Raw genomic sequence first — 22,023 nt, forward strand, 5'->3', positions numbered from 1 at the left:
TTGATGTAAACTTACATTAATACTATGATGACTAAGCCGCTAACACAAGAAATGATTGCCTCACTTGAAAACATAGTTGGGCAGTCATTTCTTTTTTTAGATACAGAGACCAGAAACCATTACGGACATGACGAAACTGAGGATTATGTTTTTCCACCCTCGGTTGTACTAAAGCCGGGCAGTACCCAAGAGGTGGCTGCCATTATGAAACTGGCAAACGAGTATGGTGTTCCTGTAGTGCCTATTGGCGGACGTACAGGCCTTAGTGGTGGTGCGCTTAGTATTTATGCGGGTATCGGCCTTTCAATGGAGCGCTTTAATAAGATTGAGATTGATGAAAAAAACCTTCAGGCAATTGTAGAGCCCGCTGTAATTACTCAGGTTTTTAGGGAAGCAGCTAAGGAGAAAGGACTTTTTTATCCGCCCGATCCAAGTAGTCAGGGGAGTTGTACCATAGGGGGGAACGTAGCCGAAAATGCCGGAGGTGCTCGCGCCGTTAAATATGGTGTTACTAAAGATTATGTGCTTAACCTTGAAGTGGTACTTCCTAATGGCGAAATTATATGGACAGGTGCTAATACACTTAAAAACTCTACCGGATATAATTTAACCCAACTTATGGTGGGTAGCGAGGGTACACTTGGTATTATTACCAAAATTGTAATGAAACTACTGCCTGACAATTCCCATAATATATTAATGTTAGTACCTTTCTTTAAGGCGGGACAGGCTTGTGAAGCTGTGGCACAAATATTCAGGGCCGGGGTAGTGCCCAGTGCGTTGGAGTTTATGGAACGTGATGCGATAGACTGGACCCTTAAATATGTAGATGGTGTGAGCCTTGATATTAAAGATGAAGTTGAAGCTCATTTACTTATTGAGGTAGATGGTAATTATCCTGATGTGCTTTTTGCCGAAGCTGAAAAGATAACTCAAGTACTGGAACAGTTTGATATTGACGAGATTTTATTTGCCGATAGCGAAGATCAGAAAAATGCACTTTGGAAACTTCGCAGGGCTGTAGGTGAAGCTGTGAAGTCGAACTCGGTTTATAAGGAGGAAGATACAGTGGTGCCGAGATACGAACTTCCTACACTTTTAGAAGGGATAAAAACAATAGGTAAAAAGTATGGTTTCCATTCGGTTTGTTACGGTCATGCCGGAGACGGTAACCTGCACGTAAATATCATAAAAGGCGATATGACCGATGAGAACTGGAAAACCGAAGTGCCTAAAGGGATACGTGAAATTTTTGAACTAACAGTATCATTAAAGGGAACACTTTCGGGAGAGCATGGTATTGGTTATGTACAGAAAAATCATATGGATATTGCTTTTAACGATCCCCAGCTTCAATTAATGAAAAGCATCAAAAAGATATTTGATCCGAATAATGTACTTAACCCGGGAAAAATTCTTCCTGATAGCCTGGTTTAATTATTTTTTGGATAGCAATTTTCCTGCAATCTTAGCGATAGACAGTCCCTGTACTAAAATGGAGAATACCACTACAAAGTACGTAATAGCGATTATATCATTTTTATAGGGTACATCATCTATTGATAAGGCAAGGGCTATGGATACACCACCTCTCAGTCCGCCCCATACCAGTATTTTTATGGTGCTGGAGTTGAATTTCTTTTTAAAGGGTACAATAAGGGTAGGCAACCATATAGATACATAGCGTGCCAGTAATACTACCACAACACAGGTAAGTCCCGGTAACCAATAACTGTTGATGTTGTTTACCATAAGTAGGTTGAAACCTATAAAAAGGAATAATACGGCATTTAGTATTTCGTCGTTAAGCTCCCAAAACTTCTCTAGGTAGTCTTTTGTTTCTGCCGACATGGCCGACTTCTTTTTGAAGTTACCTATAATCAAACCGGCAAACACCATGGTAAGCGGACCTGATATATGCATAGCCGAAGCAATTAAATAGCCTCCCATAACAACAGCCAGTGTTATTAGTACGGTTACTTTATAATCGTCAATTTTACGGATGGCAGTTGCAGCAACGGCCCCCAATAGTGTTCCCATTAAAAAGCCACCACCCGCTTCTCTTAAAAATAACCAAACCACATTAAAAACGGTAGGGGTGTATTCGTTGTCCTGAGCGATGTTCAGTATAACGGCAAAGGCAACAATTGCCATACCATCGTTAAAAAGGGATTCTCCGGCAATTTTTGTTTCCAGTGATTTACGCACTTTAACTTCCTTTAGTATACTTAGTACTGCTACAGGATCTGTAGGAGATATAAGTGCCCCAAAAAGCAGGCAGTACATATAAGGTATTTCAAGATGTAAAAAGGGTGTAAGGTAATACAAGAATGTTCCGACGGCAAACGTTGAGATTACAACACTTACGGTAGAGAATATGATTATGGGTAGTCGTTGTTCCCTAAGGTCTTTAAGGTTAATATGAATAGCTCCCGCAAAAAGCATGAAGTTAAGCATGGCACCCATTAGGAGTTCAGTAAAATCAAACTGGGAGATAAGTGTTGATATTCTGTGTAATGTATCGGGAACTACATGGCCAAACACTACCAGAAATATGGATACGGCCATTGCAATAACCATGATCCCAATAGTGGAGGGTAGTTTAAGAAAACGTACATTAAAATAGGCAAAAAAAGATGCTAATACTATCAGTACAGAGAGAGAATAGTATAATTCCATAGGTGTTTAAAGGTATATGAGTAATAAATGCGGGTTTCCCAAAAATACAGAAAACCAAAGGATTTACCTATTCTTTTAAAGCACAAAAGTCCTTTAACTAAAGGGCTTTTGTGTTAAATTTTTTATGCGTTTTATAATCCCAGTTCTTTTATTACTTCGGGATCCAGAATCTGGTTCATAACCTCAGGTTGTGCTGCGCCAATAAATCTCCATTTGTTATTGGTTAGATTGTTAGCAATGGCTATATAATCTATTCGCTTGATAATATTTAATGAATTGTCTTTTGCATTAAAGGTAACATCTTCGGTATTCAACATCTTTTTATACATATCAATAAACATTTCTGAACTATCTTCAGGTATTACATCTTTAAAGATCATTTTAAGGGCGTAGTTTTGTTTAAGTGTGGTATAATATCCGTTGTTTATTGTTTTGATGTCTCCAACTTCTATATCTAAAGCAGTGTTGGTTATTTCCATTTTAAAATCATCATTACCTTCAAGCATTTGCTTCATACCTTCAACCATTTGTTCTTTTGGAAGTATTTCAAAAAATTTAGGGTAAATAAATTCGGTTACGGCTTCAAAATCTTTGTTTACACTGTGCTTATACATTTCTTCAGCCGTAGTTTTTAGTGCTTTTACATCCTGAGAAAATCCTGAAATGGCTGTGAATAATAAAACAAAGGCGATAAGATGTTTTTTCATGGTTGTTTGGTTTTTGATAAAGATAAAAGGTTTGTTTTAAATAGCAGGTATAAAAAAATCCCGACTAATAAGTCGGGATTTTTATTTATGGAGCTAATATAATTACTCGTTTACTACAACCCATTCACCGGTTGAAATAAGGCTTTCTGCCTTTTTGAATTTCATGGTTTCGGTTTTACCGCTCATAACATGTTTAATAGTAACGTTGTCATTACGGTTAATTTTTGGAGCATCCCTTACAATGGTTTCAGTAACCTGAGGGCGGCTTTGGCTTTGTTGTGACACCTGACGTGCTTTTTCGGCCATCTCCTCAGTGTTTAAAACTTCTTCCTTGCTTTCAGTGTACTCTTCTTTTCTCTGAACCTGTTGTTCTGCATCCTGAATTTGCTGAGCGTTTTGAGCCGGAAGCTCTCCTTTAAACAGGAATGAGATTACATCTTTATTGATGCTGTCTACTGTCTTTTTAAACAGTTCGAATGCTTCAAACTTATAGATAAGCAGCGGATCTTTTTGTTCGTGTACTGCAAGCTGTACCGATTGTTTCAGCTCATCCATTTTGCGAAGGTGTTTCTTCCATGCTTCATCAACAATAGCAAGGGTGATGTTCTTCTCAAAATCACTGATAAGTGATTTACCTTCGCTTTGGTAAGCTTTTTCAAGGTTTGTAACCACATTAAGTGATTTCACACCATCGGTAAACGGTACTACAATACGCTCATACTGTCCCTGGTTGTTTTCGTAAACGTTTTTGATTACGATAAATGCTTCGGCAGCAGTACGCTCTGTTTTATCATGATAGGCCTGGCTTACAACTTTGTAAACTTTACCTGCAATTTCTATAGGGTTTAGTTTACCAAATTCGGCTTCGCTAATAGGAGAACTTATAGCAAAGTTACGGATAAGCTCAAACTCAAAGTTTTTAAAGTCGTTTGTGGCTTTGTTGTTTTCGGCAATAACCTCAGCAGTATCATACATCATGTTGGCGATATCCACTTTAAGACGCTCCCCAAATAATGCGTGTTTTCTACGCTTGTAAACTACCTCACGCTGAGCGTTCATTACGTCATCATATTCAAGAAGACGCTTACGTACACCAAAGTTGTTTTCTTCCACTTTTTTCTGTGCACGTTCAATAGACTTGGTCATCATAGAGTGCTGGATAACCTCACCCTCTTTAAGTCCCATTCTGTCCATTATCTTAGCAACTCTTTCAGAACCGAATAAACGCATCAGGTTATCTTCAAGAGATACATAGAACTGAGAACTTCCAGGATCTCCCTGACGACCGGCACGACCACGAAGCTGTCTGTCCACACGTCTTGAATCGTGACGTTCTGTACCAATAATTGCTAAACCTCCTGCAGCCTTAACTTCCGGAGTAAGCTTAATATCGGTACCACGACCTGCCATGTTTGTAGCGATGGTTACAATACCCGGTTTACCTGCTTCGGCAACAATTTCTGCCTCTTTTTTGTGAAGTTTCGCATTCAGTACATTGTGTGGTACATTTCTCATTTTAAGCATACGGCTTAATAACTCTGAAATGTCTACCGATGTTGTACCGATAAGCACTGGTCTTCCTGCCTGAGAAAGTTCTGTTACATCTTCAATAACAGCGTTGAATTTCTCACGCATTGTGCGGTATATAAGATCGTGTTTGTCTTTACGTGCAATTGGTCTGTTAGTTGGAATTTCAACAACATCCAATTTGTAAATTTCCCAAAACTCACCTGCTTCTGTAACAGCTGTACCCGTCATACCACCCAGTTTGTTATACATCCTGAAGTAGTTTTGCAGAGTAATGGTAGCAAAGGTTTGAGTAGCAGCTTCGATTTTAACGTTCTCTTTAGCCTCAATAGCCTGGTGTAAACCGTCTGAATAACGTCTACCATCCATAATACGACCAGTTTGCTCGTCTACAATCATGATCTTGTTGTCCATGATTACATACTCAACGTCTTTTTCAAACAGGGTATAAGCTTTTAAAAGCTGAGTAAGGGTATGGATACGCTCACTCTTAATAGAGAAGTCTTTAAATAATACTTCTTTCTCTTCTGCCTCTTCTTCTTTGCTTAATTTTTTCTTTTCAATGTTGGCAATCTCAGTACCGATGTCCGGAAGTACAAAGAAGTCATTGTCGGTATCCTGAGAAAGGAACTGAATACCGTTATCAGTAAGTTCTACCTGATTGTTTTTCTCTTCGATTACAAAGTAAAGAGCCTCATCAATTTTATGCATTTCACGGTTGTTGTCCTGCATATAGTGATTTTCGGTTTTTTGAAGCAGTTGCTTCACACCTTCTTCACTCAAAAATTTGATAAGTGCTTTATTTTTAGGTAAACCACGGTGTGCTCTTAGTAAAAGGAAACCACCTTCTTTAGTATTACCTTCTTTTATCAGTTTTTTAGCCTCTGCAAGTACACCGTTAATAAGTGTTCTCTGCATGTTGTAAAGGTTGTCTACCTTTGGCTTAAGTTCGTTAAACTCATGACGGTCTCCCTGCGGAACCGGACCGGATATGATAAGCGGCGTACGGGCGTCGTCAATCAATACCGAGTCAACCTCATCGACAATCGCATAGTTATGCTTTCTTTGTACAAGGTCGCTAGGAGAGTGAGCCATGTTATCCCTTAGGTAGTCAAAACCAAACTCGTTATTTGTACCATAAGTAATATCTGCAGCATAAGCTTTTCTTCTGGCGTCAGAGTTAGGCTGGTGGTTATCAATACAGTCAACCGTCATACCGTGGAATTCAAATAAAGGAGCTTTCCACGTACTATCCCTACGTGCAAGGTAGTCGTTCACCGTTACAAGGTGAACACCGTTTCCTGTAAGGGCGTTAAGGTAAAGCGGAAGGGTAGCCACAAGAGTTTTACCTTCACCCGTTTGCATCTCGGCAATTTTACCCTGGTGAAGTACTATACCACCAATAAGCTGAACATCGTAGTGAATCATGTCCCAGGTAATTTCCTTACCTGCGGCATTCCATGTGTTAGCCCATAAGGCATTATCGCCCTCAATGGTAATGTATGGTTTAGTTGCTGAAAGTTCAATATCTTTTGGAGTAGCTTTAACCGTAACAGAGCTGTTCTCTTTAAATCGGCGGGCTGTTTCCTTCACTACCGCAAATGCTTCCGGCAGTATATCCATTAATACTTTCTCACTTATCTCATATGCTTCTTTTTCAAGAGCATCGATAGATGCATAAATATCTTCTCTTGCATCAATGTCTTCTGTTTGTTCAACTTCCTGCTGGTAAGACGCGATTTTAGCATCTTTATCAGCACGGGCATCACGTATCTTCTCCTTAAAGTAGATAGTTTTAGCTCTAAGCTCATCGTTAGAAAGTTGCGCTAAAGCTTCTTCGTAGGTTTTAACCTTATTGATTAAAGGCTGGATTGCCTTTATATCCTTTTGCGATTTGTCACCTACAAAAGCTTTTAGAATGCTGTTTATTAAACTCATTATTATATAATTACTTTTGTTTGTTTTTCTCTGTTAGGTACAAATTTAACCAAAAAAAAAGCCTCATTGAAGAGACTTTTCAGTTGATTTTATTTTTCCTAATATTCATCCTCGTTCCAAAGATAGTCTTCGTCTGTAGGATAGTCAGGCCATATTTCTTCCATTGATTCGTAGATTTCTCCTTCATCCTCAATAGATTGTAGGTTTTCTACTACCTCAAGTGGTGCTCCTGTTCTGATGGCATAGTCAATCAGCTCATCTTTTGTAGCCGGCCACGGGGCATCACTCAAATAGGATGCTAGTTCTAATGTCCAATACATCTTATAAACGATTTAATTTTATGCAAAAATAAATTTTATACTGAAATAGTCAAGTAAAATTTTGTTTATTTTCTGTAAAAAGTTAAGAACGTTTTCCCGGTGCCCTATATACGGGGTTTACAGGCCGTTTAAGACTGCTTAGATCCCCCGATTTTACTGCTAACCGTAAGGGTTTGCCAACTAATACTTTTCAGGTATCCACTTCACTTCGTCAGCCTTAAGGTCATGGGACAACTTTCGTGCCAACACAAAAAGGTAGTCAGAAAGTCGGTTTAAGTATGTCAAAACCCTCTCATCTGTAGGTTCAAGCTCATGTAAATGTACCGATAAACGCTCTGCACGACGGCAAACACAACGTGCTATGTGACAATATGACACAGTTGTATGACCTCCCGGAAGCACAAAATGTGTCATTGGGGGTAATTCAGAATCCATAGCGTCAATCTCATTTTCAAGATATTGAATATTCTCCTCAGAGATTTTAGGGATGTTAAGTCTTTCTTTTCCGTTTTTCAGGATTAGTTTTTCGGGATCTGTTGCCAATATGGCACCTAAAGTAAACAGGCGATCCTGAATATGTTCCAGTACTTTTTTGTAATGGGGGTTCATATCCTGATCACGGATAAGCCCAATATGTGAGTTAAGTTCGTCTACCGTTCCGTAGCTCTCTATGCGTATATGGTGTTTTGGTACACGAGTTCCGCCAAAAAGGGCAGTGGTACCTTTATCTCCTGTTTTAGTATATACTTTCATTTTGTAATGCTATTGAAAGATTGAAAATTTAATGATTAAAAATTTAATGATTAAAAATATAGAGCGGTGTCATCCTGACGAAGGAAGGATCTCTTTTACTGATTTAGATTCTTCACTCCATTTGCATTTCGTTCAGAATGACAGCGTGTTTGATGAATATTGCCAACTGTTAACCGGATACTACTTAAATACTACCTGTGTGGATTAGGATTAATGTTGTCGCTTTCTATAACACCATCTCTAAGACGGATAACCCTGTGAGCATAAGCAGCAATGTCTTCCTCGTGGGTTACCAGTATAACGGTATTGCCGTTTGCGTGTATTTCGTTAAAAAGTTTCATTATCTCTACCGATGTTTTACTGTCCAGATTACCCGTAGGCTCATCGGCAAGAATGATAGATGGGTGGTTAACCAGTGCGCGGGCTACGGCAACCCTTTGGCGCTGTCCTCCCGAAAGCTGGTTGGGTTTGTGGTCCATGCGGTCTTCCAGTCCTACCTGTGTTAGTACCTGTGAGGCGCGCTCGTTACGCTCGGGTTTTTTGTAGCCGGCATATACCATAGGCAGGGCTACATTGTCTAGCGCGGTGGTACGAGGCAGTAGGTTAAAGGTTTGGAAAACGAAGCCTATTTCCTTGTTACGTATTTCGGCCAACTCGTTATCGCTCATTTTACTCACGTCCTTTCCGTTCAGGATGTAAGTGCCCCCGGTAGGGGTGTCCAGGCAGCCTAACAGGTTCATAAGGGTTGATTTACCAGATCCCGACGGACCCATTAATGCGACATATTCGCCTTTGTTTATGGTTAGATCAATGCCTTTTAAAACTTTTACCACCTCATTGCCCAGCGGAAAGTTTCGGGTTATGCTTTTTATATCGATAATTGGTTGTGCCATACTTTTATTTTGAGGCTTAAAAGTAAGGAATTTTTGTTGGAATGTAGAATGGTAATATTTGGATTATTATGTAGTGTGCTATTGTGGCGGTTTTCTAAAAGACCGATTTATGGATAATATGATAACCTGAAACGCAATCCTGATTTACGCCATAATCGTTTAGATACAGGTAGTAAGAAATGGTAGGCATTTCTTTTTCCATATTATTTTTAAAATGATAGGTGTCATCCGGTTGCTTTTTGCAATATCTGTTTAGGAAAGAGTCAAAAGAATATCTGTTGTAATATTGGGTTATTGAATCGGTAAGGGTGAAGCATTCGTTAGGGTAAAAGTAAAGTCCGGAGTCAAATATTGTTTTTTGGTTTATGGCGTTGTATATAAAATCTTCAAGAGTTCCTTTTTCAGCGTTTGAATGTAAAGAGCTATATACATAATGAAGGTTTAAAATATCTGTTTTACAGATGCTGTCACCTTCAATTTTCATATATATCCCTGAATGAGAAATAGGTGGTGGGGGGAGTGGGGAGTCTTTTTGTGAAAACTGTTGTACGAGTTCTTTTGAAATTTTTTTTGAAACCTCATGACTATAGTATTCCTTTTCTGTTTTTTGAGTACAGGAAACGATAAGTATGGCGACTATAAGTAAAAGGTGTGTTTTCATGGTTTAGTAAAAATAGTAAAATAAATAACTTGGGTGTCGCAGCCTGCGACTTTACAATTTCTTTACATAAAACTGCTGTCGAACATTTTTTTTACTATATTTATAATGTTGATAGTCAGTATATGAAAAATCATTTCCTACTCATACTTTTTATTATCAGCATGCCTGCATGCCTGGCACAAGATGGTTATCCTGAACCTCCCGATAGCCACAAACGTCTTTTTTATATTCAGCATAGTAAAAATCACAATACCTATGTTTATGATGCTAATATTATTAGCAATACCAACATAAAAGATAGTGATCCTATTGATGTGTACCAGATAGATTATAAAAAGGACGGTACCCGTGAAGAACTTACCGGACTACAGCGTAAAATGGCTTACGGGATTACTTTTAATAAAGTAGGGGAAAACAAGTTTGAGTTTACCCTTGCGGCTTATCCCGAAAAAATACTTACCCTTGCCATGCAATCAGGCAAACCTGTAGTTACCGTAAATATTAACGGTAAGGAAATGGTGCTGGAGCGTATGTTTTTACACTGTAATGCCCTTGGTACCAATGTTTCTAAAATTGACTTTTACGGCAGGGATGTAAAAACACACAGGGATCTTGCCGAAACCATGTACTTAAGCAGGTAATCTTTCTTCATTCTTAATGTTTAAAGTCCTCAAGTCGGTATGGGGTAATGGGATTTATGGCTTATAATCTTCAATTTTTGATTTTTACTTCGTTAAGTATTTCTTAAAAATCTTAATATATTCTTTAAGTGTATTAAACTATTCTTAATAATTTAACCAAAACTTTGAAATGTCATGATTGTGATGTTACCTTTGATCTATCAAGTAACGAAATAATTACAAGTAACAAATCAAATAATTAAATGACTATGAAAAGATTAAACTTATTATTAGGAGCAGTGTTAGTAGCAGCGGGTGCAACGTCTTGTAAGACTGATACCGAGCAAATGGCAGAAAAGAATATTGACCGTTATGAGTCGTATGTTGACTCAATAGGAAACCTTGATGCTACCGAAAGGTCGGCTAACTGGGCTCAGATTGAGGCTGAATACCAAGCCAGGCTTGCAGAGGCTGAAGCTGCACTAAGCGACGCTAAAGAAAGCCAAAATGCAGAAACTCGTATTAACGACACGAAAACTAAGTATGAGAACGTAAAAACTGAAACGGAGAAGGAAGCTAATGAAACAGCTGCTGATGCACTGGTAATTTCATACTTCGGTCCGGACAACATGGTTGGTGACGATCTTAACTTTAACTGGGTAAACAAGGATAACATTCTTAGTGTATACCAAAACTTTGTAGATACCTTTAATAAAAATAAAGATAGCTACTCAAGACAGGATTTTGATAAAATCAAAGCTTGGTATGAGGCACTTGATGCCAGAAAAAATACAGTAGAGAAAGAAGGTCTTTCGTCAGAAGATAACCGTAAAATTGCGGCTCTTAAGTTAGAGTTTGCTCCTAAATTTAAATGGGAGCGTATGACAGCTAAAAGTGAGGAAAACCAAGAAGCTAAAGAAGAAGCGACAGAGTAATATAAGGTTTTATATAAATTTGTGTTTGTGGAAAAAAGCCGGCTATATGCCGGTTTTTTTAATTTTATTGGGTTTGTTTTAACCGGGGTTTAACGTGTTGCTGTTTAATGGTTTGCTAACTTTATGTAGTAAAACCGATTAAAAATATATGTTATGCCAACAGGAAAAGATACTAGACCTCAAATAAAAAATGAAGAGCAGTATGAGGCGTTAAGAGACAAAGGTTACAGTAAAGAGAAATCGGCACGTATAGCTAACAGTGAAGGTGCTGAACACAGGGGCGGTAAAGCTAAAAAGTATGAAGACCGCACAAAGCAAAGCCTATATGATGAAGCTAAAAAAGTAGGTATTGAAGGGAGGAGCAAAATGACCAAAGCGCAACTGGCTTATGCTTTGCGACACAATTAAGCGAGTAATCCCCATAGGTTACGGATGCCTAAAACGGCATCGAGGAAAAAGGAGCGGTAAGGTCGGATAATAAAATCTTGTTTTGCCTGTCCTTTACGGAAAAAGATAAGGCCTAAATGGTATGTGTCTATAGTGATGGTAACATTCGGGTCTTTTTTTATGGTTTCCCAAGCCTTTTCCATTTCTGGTGTTTTATGGATATCAGGTAGTACAAACAGGTTTTGGTCGGTTACGTCTTTGCGGAGTTGTTCAAAGGCTTTCATAATACTTTGAGTATTGCTTCCGCAAATAAAACCAAGGTCGAGCCCGCCGGGTACAGGTGCCATAGGAGAAAAGAACCATAGTTTTGTTTTGGTTCTTTCGCCTACTTCACGAATGGTTTCGGTAACCTCATTAGAGTTTTCTCCATATACCACCAGTTTAAACGACTTGCAGTGGTTAATGGTTTTAAATAAAATGGTGAGTACCTTACTGCTGAGACCGTTTTTGTCATTTCCTGATATTTTCTTTCCGGAATAAAATCCTTCGGTTACCAACTCATATACAAAAGGCGAATGTATGCCGTGTGCATTGCTTGATTTTAAAAGAAACGTTAGGTATGACATAGTCTCAAAAGTGTGTTAGGGTTATTCTTCCATTTTAGCGCTTAACTCAAACCAGCGCTCTGTTTTTTCGTCTATTTTATCCAGTATCTCTTGTAGTTCATCGGCCTTTCCGGCAATTGCATCATCGGCTACCTTACCATCAGAGAAAAGCTGTTCGATGTCTTCCTTCTTTCTTTCCAGATCTTTAATTTCCTTTTCTATTTTTTGGTATTCCTTCTGTTCGTTAAAAGTAAGTCCGGCTTTTACCTGATTTTGTTTCCAGGCTTTTTTATCGGCTGCAGGTTTTGTTTCTTCCTTAACAGGTTCGGCACTGTCTTCATAAGCACGGAAGTCACTATAGTTACCAGGGAAGTCTTCAATAACGCCTTCACCGCGGAAAACAAACAGGTGGTCTACAATCTTATCCATAAAGTAACGGTCGTGCGATACTACAAGTAAACACCCCGGATAGTCCAATAAGAAAGCTTCCAGTACGTTTAGTGTAACAATGTCAAGATCGTTTGTAGGTTCATCCAGTATAAGGAAGTTTGGGTTTTGTATCAGTACGGTACACAGGTAAAGGCGCTTTAACTCGCCACCGCTAAGTTTCTCTACAAAATCGTACTGCTTTTTACGGTCGAATAAAAAACGTTCCAACAGTTGTGCTGCCGAAATGGTTCTGCCTTTTGTAAGCGGAATGTATTCGCCAAACTCCTTAATAATGTCAATAACCTTTTGTTCCGGTTTCGGGTTAATGCCCGACTGGGTATAGTAGCCCAGTTTTATGGTTTCTCCAATAACAACCTTACCGTTATCGGGCTGCATGCTTTGAGTAAGTATATTAAGGAAGGTAGATTTTCCGGTTCCGTTTTTACCTATAATGCCTATACGCTCGCCACGCTTAAAGTTGTAACTGAAGTTATCCAGTATGGTTTTGTCCTTAAATTTTTTAGATACATTATGTAACTCAACCACTTTGCTTCCCATGCGCTCCATGTTTATTTCGAGCTCAACTTGGTGCTCCTTGCGGCGGCTGTGTGCTTTTTCCTTAATTACATAAAAGTCATCCTGACGGGATTTTGACTTGGTGGTACGTGCTTTTGGCTGACGTCGCATCCAGTCCAGTTCTTTTACAAAAAGGTTTTTTGCTTTGTCAATACTTGCGTTTTCGGCAGCTACACGTTCCTCTTTTTTGTTTAGGTAGTACGAGTAGTTACCTTTGTATTGGTATAGGTTTCCGTTTTCAAGTTCTATTATTTCGTTACATACACGTTCCAGGAAAAAGCGGTCGTGAGTAACCATAAACAGCGTCATGTTCTCTTTGGCGAAATAATTTTCCAGCCATTCTATCATTTCAAGGTCAAGGTGGTTGGTAGGTTCATCCAGTATTAAAAGGTCGGGCTTATTGATAAGGATGATAGCCAGTGCCAAACGCTTTTTTTGCCCTCCCGAAAGGTTTTTAACCTTCAGTTTAAGGTCTTCAAGCTTTAGTTTAAAGAGAATCTGTTTGTACTGTGTTTCAAAGTCCCAGGCATTATTGGCGTCCATACGCTCAAATGCTTTTTGGTAAGCCTCTTCGTCTTCGGGGTTTTCAAGTGCTTTTTCGTACTGCTCAATTACTTTCAGTGTGTCGTTGTCTGATGCGAATATACTTTCTTCAATAGTAAGCTCAGGGTCAAGATTAGGTTCCTGTGAAAGGAAAGCCATTTTGATTTCTTTGCGTATCACTACCTGTCCGGTGTCGGGAGTGTCTTCTCCGGTAATTATTTTAAGTATGCTTGTTTTTCCGGTTCCGTTTTTGGCAACAAAGGCAATTTTCTGGTCTTTATTGATCCCGAAAGAGATGTTCTCAAAAAGTGTGCGTTCGCCAAATGATTTGGATATGTTTTCAACTGAAAGATAGTTCACTGCTGTATGATTTTGTGCAAAAATAGTCTTTTTGTGTCATGTATTTAAGGTTGTGAAATGATATTTTTTTAACTAAAACCGACAAAAAGTCATTTAAGCTGACAAAATGACATTGTTTTTTCTATTGGAACAGAACTTGACTATTACTAAGCAAATATTTGAAACTAAAAAATTAAACGATATGAACTTAGTAAAACGTAACAACACAAACAGCTTTCCATTTGTAATGGACGAATTATTTAAAGATTTAATGGGCGGTACACAGTATGTAAATAAAACAGCGCCTGTTAATATAAAAGAAACAGAAAATAATTTCCTTGTAGAGCTTATGGCTCCGGGATTTAAAAAAGAAGAATTTAATATTGAGTTAGATAATGATATCCTTACTATTTCTAACGAAGTGAAAACGGAGAAGACAGAAGGAGAAGAAGGTAAGTTTACCCGTAAGGAGTTTAGTTATTCTTCTTTCAAAAGATCGTTCACTTTGCCTGAAACAGTAAATCAGGAAGGTATTCAAGCTCAGTATGAAGACGGTATCTTAAAAATAATGCTTCCGAAAAAAGAGGAAGCACTTCCAAAAGAGAAAAAAGTGATTAGTATTTCATAATGATTTGAGTTAGTTGGTTTGAAAAGCGTCCTGATGAAGGACGCTTTTTTATTTTGGTGCATTAGGTAAATAACCAATTCAACATAATAATTATATTTGCGCTATGCAGCTATCGGTTATTATTCTTAATTACAATGTCCGCTATTTTTTGGAGCAGTGCGTGCTAAGTGTGCAAAAGGCTCTTAAAGATATTGACGGAGAGATAATTGTGGTAGATAATAATTCTCCAGATGATAGCTGTGTAATGATGAAAAGGCGCTTTCCTGATATTACCCTTATTGAAAGCAAGGAGAATTCAGGTTTTCCAAAAGGTAATAATATAGGTGTGGCTGCGGCTAAGGGTGAGTACATATGTATACTGAACCCCGATACGGTAGTGGCGGAAGATACTTTTACAAAAGTGCTACATTTTGCTGGAGGTAAACCTGATATTGGGATTACCGGAGTTAAACTGGTAGACGGTCGCGGTAACTTTTTACCCGAAAGCAAAAGGGGAGTGCCTACGCCTTGGGTGGCTTTTACCAAAATAGCCGGAATGTATAAGTTTTTCCCTAAATCATCAGTATTCAATAAATACTATGCCCAGCACATTACTCAAAATGAAACTGGCGAGGTAGATATACTGGTTGGCGCCTTTATGGTTATGAAGCGCGAACTGTATTTACAGGCAGGCGGTTTTGATGAGGGGTGCTTTATGTATAGTGATGATATCGATTTGTCGTATACTATACAGCAAATGGGTAAGGTTAACTACTACTTTCACGAAACTACGGTTATACATTATAAAGGAGAGAGTACGGTTAAAGATGGTACTTATATGAAGCGCTTTAGGGAAGCGATGCAGTTTTTTTATAAAAAACACTTTAGAACTTCTACGGTTTTTGATTTGTTTATGCGTACGGGGACTTTGTTTTTTGCTGTAGTAAAGCGCAGTAGAAAAGGAGAGGTAGTTGTTCCGGAAGAGTATGTGCTTTTCTCGGGTGATGAGAATTTACGTATTGCTCTGGAAGACAGTCTTGAAAAAAAAGTAACGCGTTATGCTAAACCTGATGAAAAATTATTAAATTCGCAATCGTTTTCCGGATACGGACAGGTTGAGGTGATTTTTGATAATAATTCGGTTGATTTTTTTGAGATAATTAAATTTATGGAAAAATTCAGCCAATCAGGACTTACCTTTAAGATCAGGCCGGAAGGCAGCCGTTTTATTATTGGTAGTAACGATAGTAACGACAGGGGGCAAGTAATTACAATTAAAGCTTAAATAATTGTAAAAGTGCTCACAAACCTGTTGTGAAACGGGCAAAAACTGATTTTTTTTAGTAATTTCGCAAGCGGAAAGATTAATTTTACCTTTAGGTTAACGATATGGCAAAATTTGAATTAACATTACCCAAAATGGGTGAAAGTGTTGCTGAGGCAACGATTACAAATTGGTTAAAAAATGTGGGAGACCGCATTGAAGCTGATGAAGCGGTTTTAGAAATTGCCACAGATAAAGTGGACTCAGAAGTTCCGTCGGAAGTTTCGGGAGTACTTACCGAGATTTTATTCCAGGTGGATGATGTGGTTCAGGTGGGGCAAACTATCGCTTATATCGAAACTGAAGGCGGTGCTGCAACCGAAGCTCCAAAAGCAACCGAAGCTGCTCCTGCTGCTGCAGAGGCTGTAGCCAAAACGGTTGAGGTGGCTCAGGAAACTGCTGCTACTGCTCAGGTAGACTTCTCTGAGTCTGACAAGTTTTTCTCTCCGTTAGTAAAAAACATTGCAAAAGAAGAAGGTATATCCCTAGCTGAACTTGAAGCCATTAACGGCACAGGTAAAGACGGAAGGGTAACTAAAAACGATATATTAGATTATATTAAGAACAGAGGTTCTCAACCAGCTGCACAACCGGCTCAAACTGCTGCTCCTGTTGCTAAGGCTGCTCCTGCAGCACAACCGGCGCAGGCTGCTAAAGCTGCTCCTGTATCTGTAAATGGTCAGGATGAGATTGTTGAGATGGACAGGATGAGAAAACTTATCTCAGGTTACATGGTACAGTCGGTACAAACTTCGGCACACGTACAGTCGTTCATCGAAGTAGACGTAACCAACATTGTAAAATGGAGAGATAAGGTAAAAGGTGCATTTGAGAAGAGAGAAGGTGAGAAGCTTACATTTACTCCTATATTTATGGAGGCTGTGGCAAAAGCACTTAAAGATTTCCCTCTAATGAACATATCTGTTGACGGTGAATACATCATCAAGAAGAAAAATATAAACCTTGGTATGGCAGCTGCATTACCAAACGGTAACCTTATCGTTCCGGTAATTAAAAATGCAGATCAGCTTAACCTTGTAGGTATGGCAAAAGCGGTTAACGATTTAGGTAACCGTGCAAAGGCTGGTAAACTTAAGCCGGATGATACTCAGGGAGGTACTTATACAGTAACTAACGTAGGTACATTTGGTAGCGTGTTTGGTACACCAATCATTAACCAGCCTCAGGTAGGTATCCTTGCTCTTGGAGCAATAAGGAAAGTACCTGCAGTTATCGAAACTCCGGAGGGTGACTTTATAGGTATCCGTCAGAAGATGTTCCTTTCTCACAGTTATGACCACCGTGTGGTAGACGGAGCGCTGGGAGGTTCATTCGTTAAGCGTGTTGCTGAATACCTTGAAGCATTTGATCCAAACAGAGATATATAAACTGTATATTATAAATAAAAAAAGCGGCTTTAAGCCGCTTTTTTTATTTAACCGAAACAGGTTTGTAATATAAACTTGTAACTCCTGATTTAGAAGGTTTTGCTTCAATGAGTTCAAGGTTTAATCGTTGTTTGATACTTTGAAATAATGGTTTGCCATCGCCCAATATAACAGGGTGGACCGCAAGTCGGTATTCATCAATAAGGTTATTATTGATAAAGTCTGTAATTAGTGAGGCACCTCCAAATAGCCAGATGTCTTTTCCTTTCTGGTTTTTTATTTGATTTACTTCCTTGATAATATTATCTCTTATTACTGTATGCTCCCCGGCATTCTTAAGGGTTGATGAAAAAATATATTTTTTCATTCGGTTTATCTTATCATAAAAGTCTTTAAAACCACTTTCTTTTTCTGGTTGGTAGTTACCATATAGTTCATAGCTTTTTCTTCCGTAAAAAACAGTATCTATTTCTTCAGGAAAGGTTTCCAAAAAACTTTTCTCTCCTGCTCCAATATCGGTATCCATAATGCACCAGTCAATCTCTCCGTTTAGCCCTTCAATGAAACCATCAAGCGTAACGGCAAGGTCTAAAATTACTTTTCTCATAATTAAAGTTCGTTTATTATCTCAGTTTATTCTCTTGCAAAAAAAACTCTGTTATGGCTATGTGATATTACTTTATTTGCTTCAATAGCATTTTTATTAGATGGCGTTGTATTCTGCTATAGTGTTAAGATAGCGTTCATTAATAATATTCATATGGTGGCGTGCATGTCCTATAAGGGCATAACCTACTGCTCTTGCAGAAACGGCATCCTCTCCGCTTCCTAAGCATAGTTGTAACTGCTTTTCGGTAAGTCCTGAAAAGAACTCTATACTGTAATTGCGAATTACATTAAACTCTTCCAGTAGCTCGTCAATATCATGGCGTTCCACTTCAGCATTTTTAATATATGCTTCATGGTTGGTGAATCCAAATGGGGTTTGGTTGTCTCCTCTGGAGGCTGCCAGGGCGCGGTACTGCATTATTCGTTCTACATAATTTATATGCATTAATACCTGCTTAATGGTCCATTTCCCTTCGGCATAGCGATAGTTTGCTATATCGGGGCTAATGTTTTTAAAAAAGTTGTACGTCTGTTTACGATCCTGTCTCATAAGCTGTATAAGCCCGTTTTCTTTAGTTAGACCTATATACATTTCTAATCTTGGCGGATACTCGTTTGTTTCGGGTTTGGTAATCATACTGTTTGTTTTTTGATTGATTGTTGAATGTTTAAACTAATTCCTCGCAGTTTAATCCGTTTGCCTTAAAGAGGTTGATAACCTTTGTTGCTATTTCCTTATTGCTTTCAATTCGTACAATGCGGTCGCAGTCTTCGGGGTCAAAATCGACCCTTAAAACCGAATCGATAGCAGCAAGTATACTGCTGGCAAAACGTATTTGTTTACTGGTACGGACAGAGGTTTTAAAAACGAACACTTTTTTCATAATTGTTGGTTTTTAGATGATGATTGATGATGATTATTAAGTAGTGTAAAGTTACAATAGAATCAATGATAAAAATTGTACATTAAAGTGTTATGCCTGTCATTTTATCTGGCAAAGCCATACAAAATTATTTTACAGCTGTTTATGGTGATAAATATCGTGTTGACAATAGTGTTGACAATACTATAAATAGTAGAAAACAGGCTTACTGGTCGTCCCTGTATTTATCTGAAGCCTTATGTAAACGGCGTGCAATTATATCCCTGAGTTTTTTTGGAGATAGTACTTCTATAGTTTCTCCAAATCCTAATATTTCTCTTTCCAGTTCAAAATTATGCACTACATCTATACGTATAGTTATACCGGTTTCGTTTTCGCTTAAAAGTTGTTGGGAAGCATGTATGGGCTTGGTAATAACATAAGGTGCGTTGTACTTGTTTACGTGTAATATTATTTTGTTGGGTCTGTCCTTGTGTGATTTGGTTACACCTAGCAAATCGTCAAAATAACGGTCAAAGTTAACCCCTTCATATTCTACATATAGTTCTTTAGGTAACGGGTGAAACTCAATAATCCTGTCGAGCGCCAGGGTTAGCAGGTTTGGGTTAGATTTTGGCCTGCAAACCAAAAACCATCTGTTCCTGTATTCCTTTAAAAGGTATGGGTAATATATTTCCTTGCTTGGCTTTAATGCTTTAAACGATTTGTATTCTAAAAACAATGGCGTTTTATTAAATATAGCCTGATACAAAGGGGTTATGTGTTCCCTGCCTTTCAGTTCCTTGTTGTCTTCAAACTGTATAAAGTTCTTATTACTGTCGGCCGATTTGTTTACGTTGTTCTCCAGTTTTGCAATCAGGTCACTCATCTCGTCAAAATAGTTAAACCCGTTAAGCTGTTTGAGTACACTTACAATCTCCTTCATTTTGTCCATATCGGCAGTATTGATAGGGGAATTGGTAATGCTGTAATCAGCATCCTCATACGTGTAAAAGCGTTTATCGGTAACTATTATGGGGGCATTATAACCCAGCTTGTCACTACGCATGGTTTGTATGTCTGACTGAATCGTACGTTTGCTTACTCCTGTGGTGATGCCTTCATATTCGTACAAAGCATCTGATACTTTTTCAATAAGATCTTCCAGTGTCCATTTCCTAAACCTGTTTTTAAGGCATTGGTCAATGGTTTTGTATCGCAAAAGGGCAAGCTTATTTGTAGCCATATTGATGGTTTTGTCGGTTTTGGCAAAAATTGATACTTCAAATGTAGGTAAAATTCATTTTACTGCGCAGTGTAATTGCGTACATTTTATTTTTTGATAATTTTTAAAAATTATTTAAAGTTTTAATTTGTTTAAAATCAGTTTTTTATATAAAATTTTTCAAAAAATATTTTACTGCGCATATTCATTGCGTATATAGGTAGCCATCTTTGCAATGTCAGGATGAGACATTAAAACCACACCTTACCAATTTTAAGTTTAACCATAAAGATTTGTATTATGAAATTCAATTTTTTAGCCAAAACCAAAAACACAACTGTGAATTACCAAGGGGCAAAAGCTTATAAAGTTACTCCCGAAATAGAACTGTATACAGCGGTGGTTACAACCGGGCTGAGTAATACATTTTACGAATCGGGTGATGACAGACTTAAAAGGATTAAAAACCTGATAACCCAATGTGATGCTGAGTTTGTTGCAAAGTTAGCCGTTTATGTGAGAACACAAATGTATTTAAGGAGTATACCACTGGTGCTTTCGGTAGAGCTTGCAAAACAGGCATCGGGCACATCAATAGTGAGTCAGACTATAAACGGTGTAGTGCAGCGTGCAGATGAGATAGCCGAGCTTTTGGCTTACTATCAAATAGCAAACCAGCGTAATGGTGTAAAAAAACTGAACAGGCTTTCTAAGCAGGTACAAAAAGGACTTGCAGCATCATTTAACAGGTTTGATGAGTATCAGTTTGCGAAGTACAGCAGGAAAACAGAGGTAAAACTAAAAGATGCCCTTTTCCTGGTGCACCCAAAAGCAAAAGATGAGAGCCAGCAGGCAGTATTCAATAAAATTGCTGCCGATACTCTGGCTACGCCTTATACATGGGAAACAGAGCTTTCTGAACTGGGTAAAGCCAAATTTGAAAACGAACATGTTAAGCAGTTAGCGATAGCCCAAAAATGGGAAGAGCTTATAGAAAGTAAAAAAGTAGGTTATATGGCAATTATGCGTAACCTGAGGAATATACTTGATGCTAATGTTTCGGCAAATCATTTATATATGGTTTGTGATTATATAGCAAACGAACAGGCTGTGGCAAATTCAAAACAATTGCCTTTCAGGTTTCTTGCAGCATACAGGGAGGTTAAAAAGCATGACTCTAAATATGCCTCTGTAGTACTGGAAGCTCTTGAAGATGCTGTGATGCACAGCGCACGTAATGTAAAGGGTTTTGATGCAGATACTTCGGTAGTTATTGCCTGCGATGTTTCGGGTTCCATGCAGCAACCTGTTTCAGCAAGAAGTAGTGTAATGCTTTATGATGTGGGGCTTATGCTGGGTATGTTGCTACAATCGCAATGTAAAAACGTGGTTAGTGGTATGTTTGGCGACAAATGGAAAATAATAAACATGCCACGTAGAAATGTACTGGCAAATGTACAGGAGTATTACAGGAGAGCTGGTGAGGTAGGTTATTCTACATACGGTTATCTGGTTATAGACGACCTTATAAAAAGAAAACAGGTTGTAGATAAGGTGATGCTGTTTACCGATGTACAGATGTATAGTAATGATGGATTTAATTCGTTTGAAAATTCATGGAAAATGTACAAGCAACTGGCACCAAAAGCTAAGCTGTATATATTTGACCTTGCAGGGCATGGTAGTATGCCTCTGGATATAAAAAGAAATGATGTGTATTTGATTGCAGGCTGGTCTGACAAGATCTTTGATGTTCTTAATGCTGTAGATGATACGGCGATTGCTATGGAAAAGATAAGCCAAATCAAATTGTAGACCGCTCCCGCAGCCGGGGATGCTGCGGGAGCTTAATAAAAGTTCATAAAATATTGATAATATAACAGGTGTCGTTGATAAGAGTTACTTCGTCCAGTTCTGTGTCACAGGTTCGAATCCTGTCATTGTAAAATGTAGCTCAGTCCGGTAGAGCAAGAAAAATAGTCTCTTTTCGTTTGTAACCCTGTTTTAAGAAAAAAGGATGCCGTAGGTAAGGGATACTTCGTCACAACTTTGGGGAGGAATAGCGTAGTCATTTTTATATGGCAAGGTTATCCGG

21 protein-coding genes are annotated in these 22,023 nt (G+C 38.4%); 8 read left to right on the plus strand and 13 right to left on the minus strand.

Annotated elements, in window-relative coordinates:
• The first annotated feature begins 27 nt into the window (after positions 1-27).
• A complete protein-coding gene (locus Q763_RS06480; RefSeq protein WP_084596022.1) occupies positions 28-1,437 on the plus strand; it encodes an FAD-binding oxidoreductase in 1,410 nt (469 codons plus the stop codon).
• Here the strand turns inward: Q763_RS06480 and Q763_RS06485 are convergent, their stop codons facing one another.
• From Q763_RS06485 to Q763_RS06515, 7 genes are all read right to left on the minus strand, one after another.
• Entirely contained in the window at positions 1,438-2,679 is a 1,242-nt protein-coding gene (locus Q763_RS06485; RefSeq protein WP_035132398.1) for a cation:proton antiporter, read from the minus strand.
• Between the two features lie 131 nt (positions 2,680-2,810).
• The gene (locus Q763_RS06490; RefSeq protein WP_035132400.1) at positions 2,811-3,386 is read right to left on the minus strand and encodes a hypothetical protein; all 576 of its coding nucleotides are present in this window, start codon (positions 3,384-3,386) and stop codon (positions 2,811-2,813) included.
• A gap of 102 nt (positions 3,387-3,488) precedes the next feature.
• Positions 3,489-6,851 carry a preprotein translocase subunit SecA gene (gene secA / locus Q763_RS06495; protein ID WP_035132402.1) on the minus strand — a complete coding sequence of 1,121 codons (3,363 nt, stop codon included), beginning with the start codon at positions 6,849-6,851 and terminating at the stop codon, positions 3,489-3,491.
• A 98-nt stretch (positions 6,852-6,949) separates the two neighbouring features.
• Positions 6,950-7,171, minus strand: a complete 222-nt coding sequence (locus Q763_RS06500) for a DUF2795 domain-containing protein (RefSeq protein WP_002986941.1) — start codon at positions 7,169-7,171, stop codon at positions 6,950-6,952.
• Positions 7,172-7,351: 180 nt separating this feature from the next.
• Positions 7,352-7,924 (minus strand): cob(I)yrinic acid a,c-diamide adenosyltransferase, encoded by a 573-nt coding sequence (locus Q763_RS06505; RefSeq protein ID WP_035132404.1) that lies wholly within the window; start codon positions 7,922-7,924, stop codon positions 7,352-7,354.
• A 191-nt stretch (positions 7,925-8,115) separates the two neighbouring features.
• Positions 8,116-8,817, minus strand: coding sequence for an ABC transporter ATP-binding protein (locus tag Q763_RS06510; RefSeq protein ID WP_035132405.1), 702 nt, complete (start codon positions 8,815-8,817; stop codon positions 8,116-8,118).
• A gap of 94 nt (positions 8,818-8,911) precedes the next feature.
• Positions 8,912-9,478 carry a hypothetical protein gene (locus tag Q763_RS06515; RefSeq protein WP_035132407.1) on the minus strand — a complete coding sequence of 189 codons (567 nt, stop codon included), beginning with the start codon at positions 9,476-9,478 and terminating at the stop codon, positions 8,912-8,914.
• 122 nt (positions 9,479-9,600) lie between these two features.
• On the opposite strand from Q763_RS06515, the gene Q763_RS06520 reads away from it, so the two are divergent.
• The 3 genes from Q763_RS06520 to Q763_RS06530 all read left to right on the plus strand — a co-directional run bounded on the left by Q763_RS06520 (position 9,601) and on the right by Q763_RS06530 (position 11,441).
• Complete coding sequence (locus Q763_RS06520) at positions 9,601-10,119, plus strand: DUF4833 domain-containing protein (RefSeq protein WP_035132409.1); 519 nt, start codon at positions 9,601-9,603, stop codon at positions 10,117-10,119.
• A 248-nt stretch (positions 10,120-10,367) separates the two neighbouring features.
• Positions 10,368-11,033: a hypothetical protein gene (locus Q763_RS06525; protein ID WP_035132411.1), complete on the plus strand. Its 666-nt coding sequence runs from the start codon at positions 10,368-10,370 to the stop codon at positions 11,031-11,033.
• 153 nt (positions 11,034-11,186) lie between these two features.
• Complete coding sequence (locus Q763_RS06530) at positions 11,187-11,441, plus strand: DUF7218 family protein (RefSeq protein WP_035132413.1); 255 nt, start codon at positions 11,187-11,189, stop codon at positions 11,439-11,441.
• On the opposite strand, the gene Q763_RS17920 is transcribed toward Q763_RS06530, so the two are convergent.
• The gene (locus Q763_RS17920) at positions 11,438-12,046 is read right to left on the minus strand and encodes a hypothetical protein (RefSeq protein WP_035132415.1); all 609 of its coding nucleotides are present in this window, start codon (positions 12,044-12,046) and stop codon (positions 11,438-11,440) included. The genes Q763_RS06530 and Q763_RS17920 overlap by 4 nt on opposite strands.
• Before the next feature lie 21 nt (positions 12,047-12,067).
• Positions 12,068-13,933 (minus strand): ABC-F family ATP-binding cassette domain-containing protein, encoded by a 1,866-nt coding sequence (locus Q763_RS06540; protein ID WP_035132417.1) that lies wholly within the window; start codon positions 13,931-13,933, stop codon positions 12,068-12,070.
• A 181-nt stretch (positions 13,934-14,114) separates the two neighbouring features.
• Between Q763_RS06540 and Q763_RS06545 the strand changes: the two genes are divergently transcribed.
• From Q763_RS06545 to Q763_RS06555, 3 genes are all read left to right on the plus strand, one after another.
• Positions 14,115-14,540, plus strand: coding sequence for an Hsp20/alpha crystallin family protein (locus Q763_RS06545; protein WP_035132668.1), 426 nt, complete (start codon positions 14,115-14,117; stop codon positions 14,538-14,540).
• A gap of 103 nt (positions 14,541-14,643) precedes the next feature.
• Positions 14,644-15,804 (plus strand): glycosyltransferase family 2 protein, encoded by a 1,161-nt coding sequence (locus Q763_RS06550; protein ID WP_035132425.1) that lies wholly within the window; start codon positions 14,644-14,646, stop codon positions 15,802-15,804.
• Positions 15,805-15,908: 104 nt separating this feature from the next.
• Positions 15,909-17,231: a dihydrolipoamide acetyltransferase family protein gene (locus Q763_RS06555; RefSeq protein ID WP_035132427.1), complete on the plus strand. Its 1,323-nt coding sequence runs from the start codon at positions 15,909-15,911 to the stop codon at positions 17,229-17,231.
• Between the two features lie 43 nt (positions 17,232-17,274).
• Here Q763_RS06555 and Q763_RS06560 read toward each other — a convergent pair whose 3' ends face one another.
• The 4 genes from Q763_RS06560 to Q763_RS06575 form a co-directional block, all read right to left on the minus strand.
• On the minus strand, positions 17,275-17,838 hold the full coding sequence (locus Q763_RS06560) for a dihydrofolate reductase family protein (protein WP_035132429.1): 564 nt from the start codon (positions 17,836-17,838) through the stop codon (positions 17,275-17,277).
• A gap of 96 nt (positions 17,839-17,934) precedes the next feature.
• Complete coding sequence (locus tag Q763_RS06565) at positions 17,935-18,477, minus strand: DinB family protein (protein ID WP_035132431.1); 543 nt, start codon at positions 18,475-18,477, stop codon at positions 17,935-17,937.
• A gap of 31 nt (positions 18,478-18,508) precedes the next feature.
• Positions 18,509-18,724 carry a hypothetical protein gene (locus Q763_RS06570; protein WP_035132433.1) on the minus strand — a complete coding sequence of 72 codons (216 nt, stop codon included), beginning with the start codon at positions 18,722-18,724 and terminating at the stop codon, positions 18,509-18,511.
• A gap of 205 nt (positions 18,725-18,929) precedes the next feature.
• On the minus strand, positions 18,930-19,949 hold the full coding sequence (locus Q763_RS06575; protein ID WP_035132435.1) for a helix-turn-helix transcriptional regulator: 1,020 nt from the start codon (positions 19,947-19,949) through the stop codon (positions 18,930-18,932).
• 279 nt (positions 19,950-20,228) lie between these two features.
• Between Q763_RS06575 and Q763_RS06580 the strand changes: the two genes are divergently transcribed.
• Positions 20,229-21,743 carry a TROVE domain-containing protein gene (locus Q763_RS06580; protein ID WP_035132437.1) on the plus strand — a complete coding sequence of 505 codons (1,515 nt, stop codon included), beginning with the start codon at positions 20,229-20,231 and terminating at the stop codon, positions 21,741-21,743.
• Positions 21,744-22,023 lie beyond the last annotated feature (280 nt).

The organism is Flavobacterium beibuense F44-8 (assembly GCF_000769915.1).
In the GTDB taxonomy this organism is placed as follows: domain Bacteria; phylum Bacteroidota; class Bacteroidia; order Flavobacteriales; family Flavobacteriaceae; genus Flavobacterium; species Flavobacterium beibuense.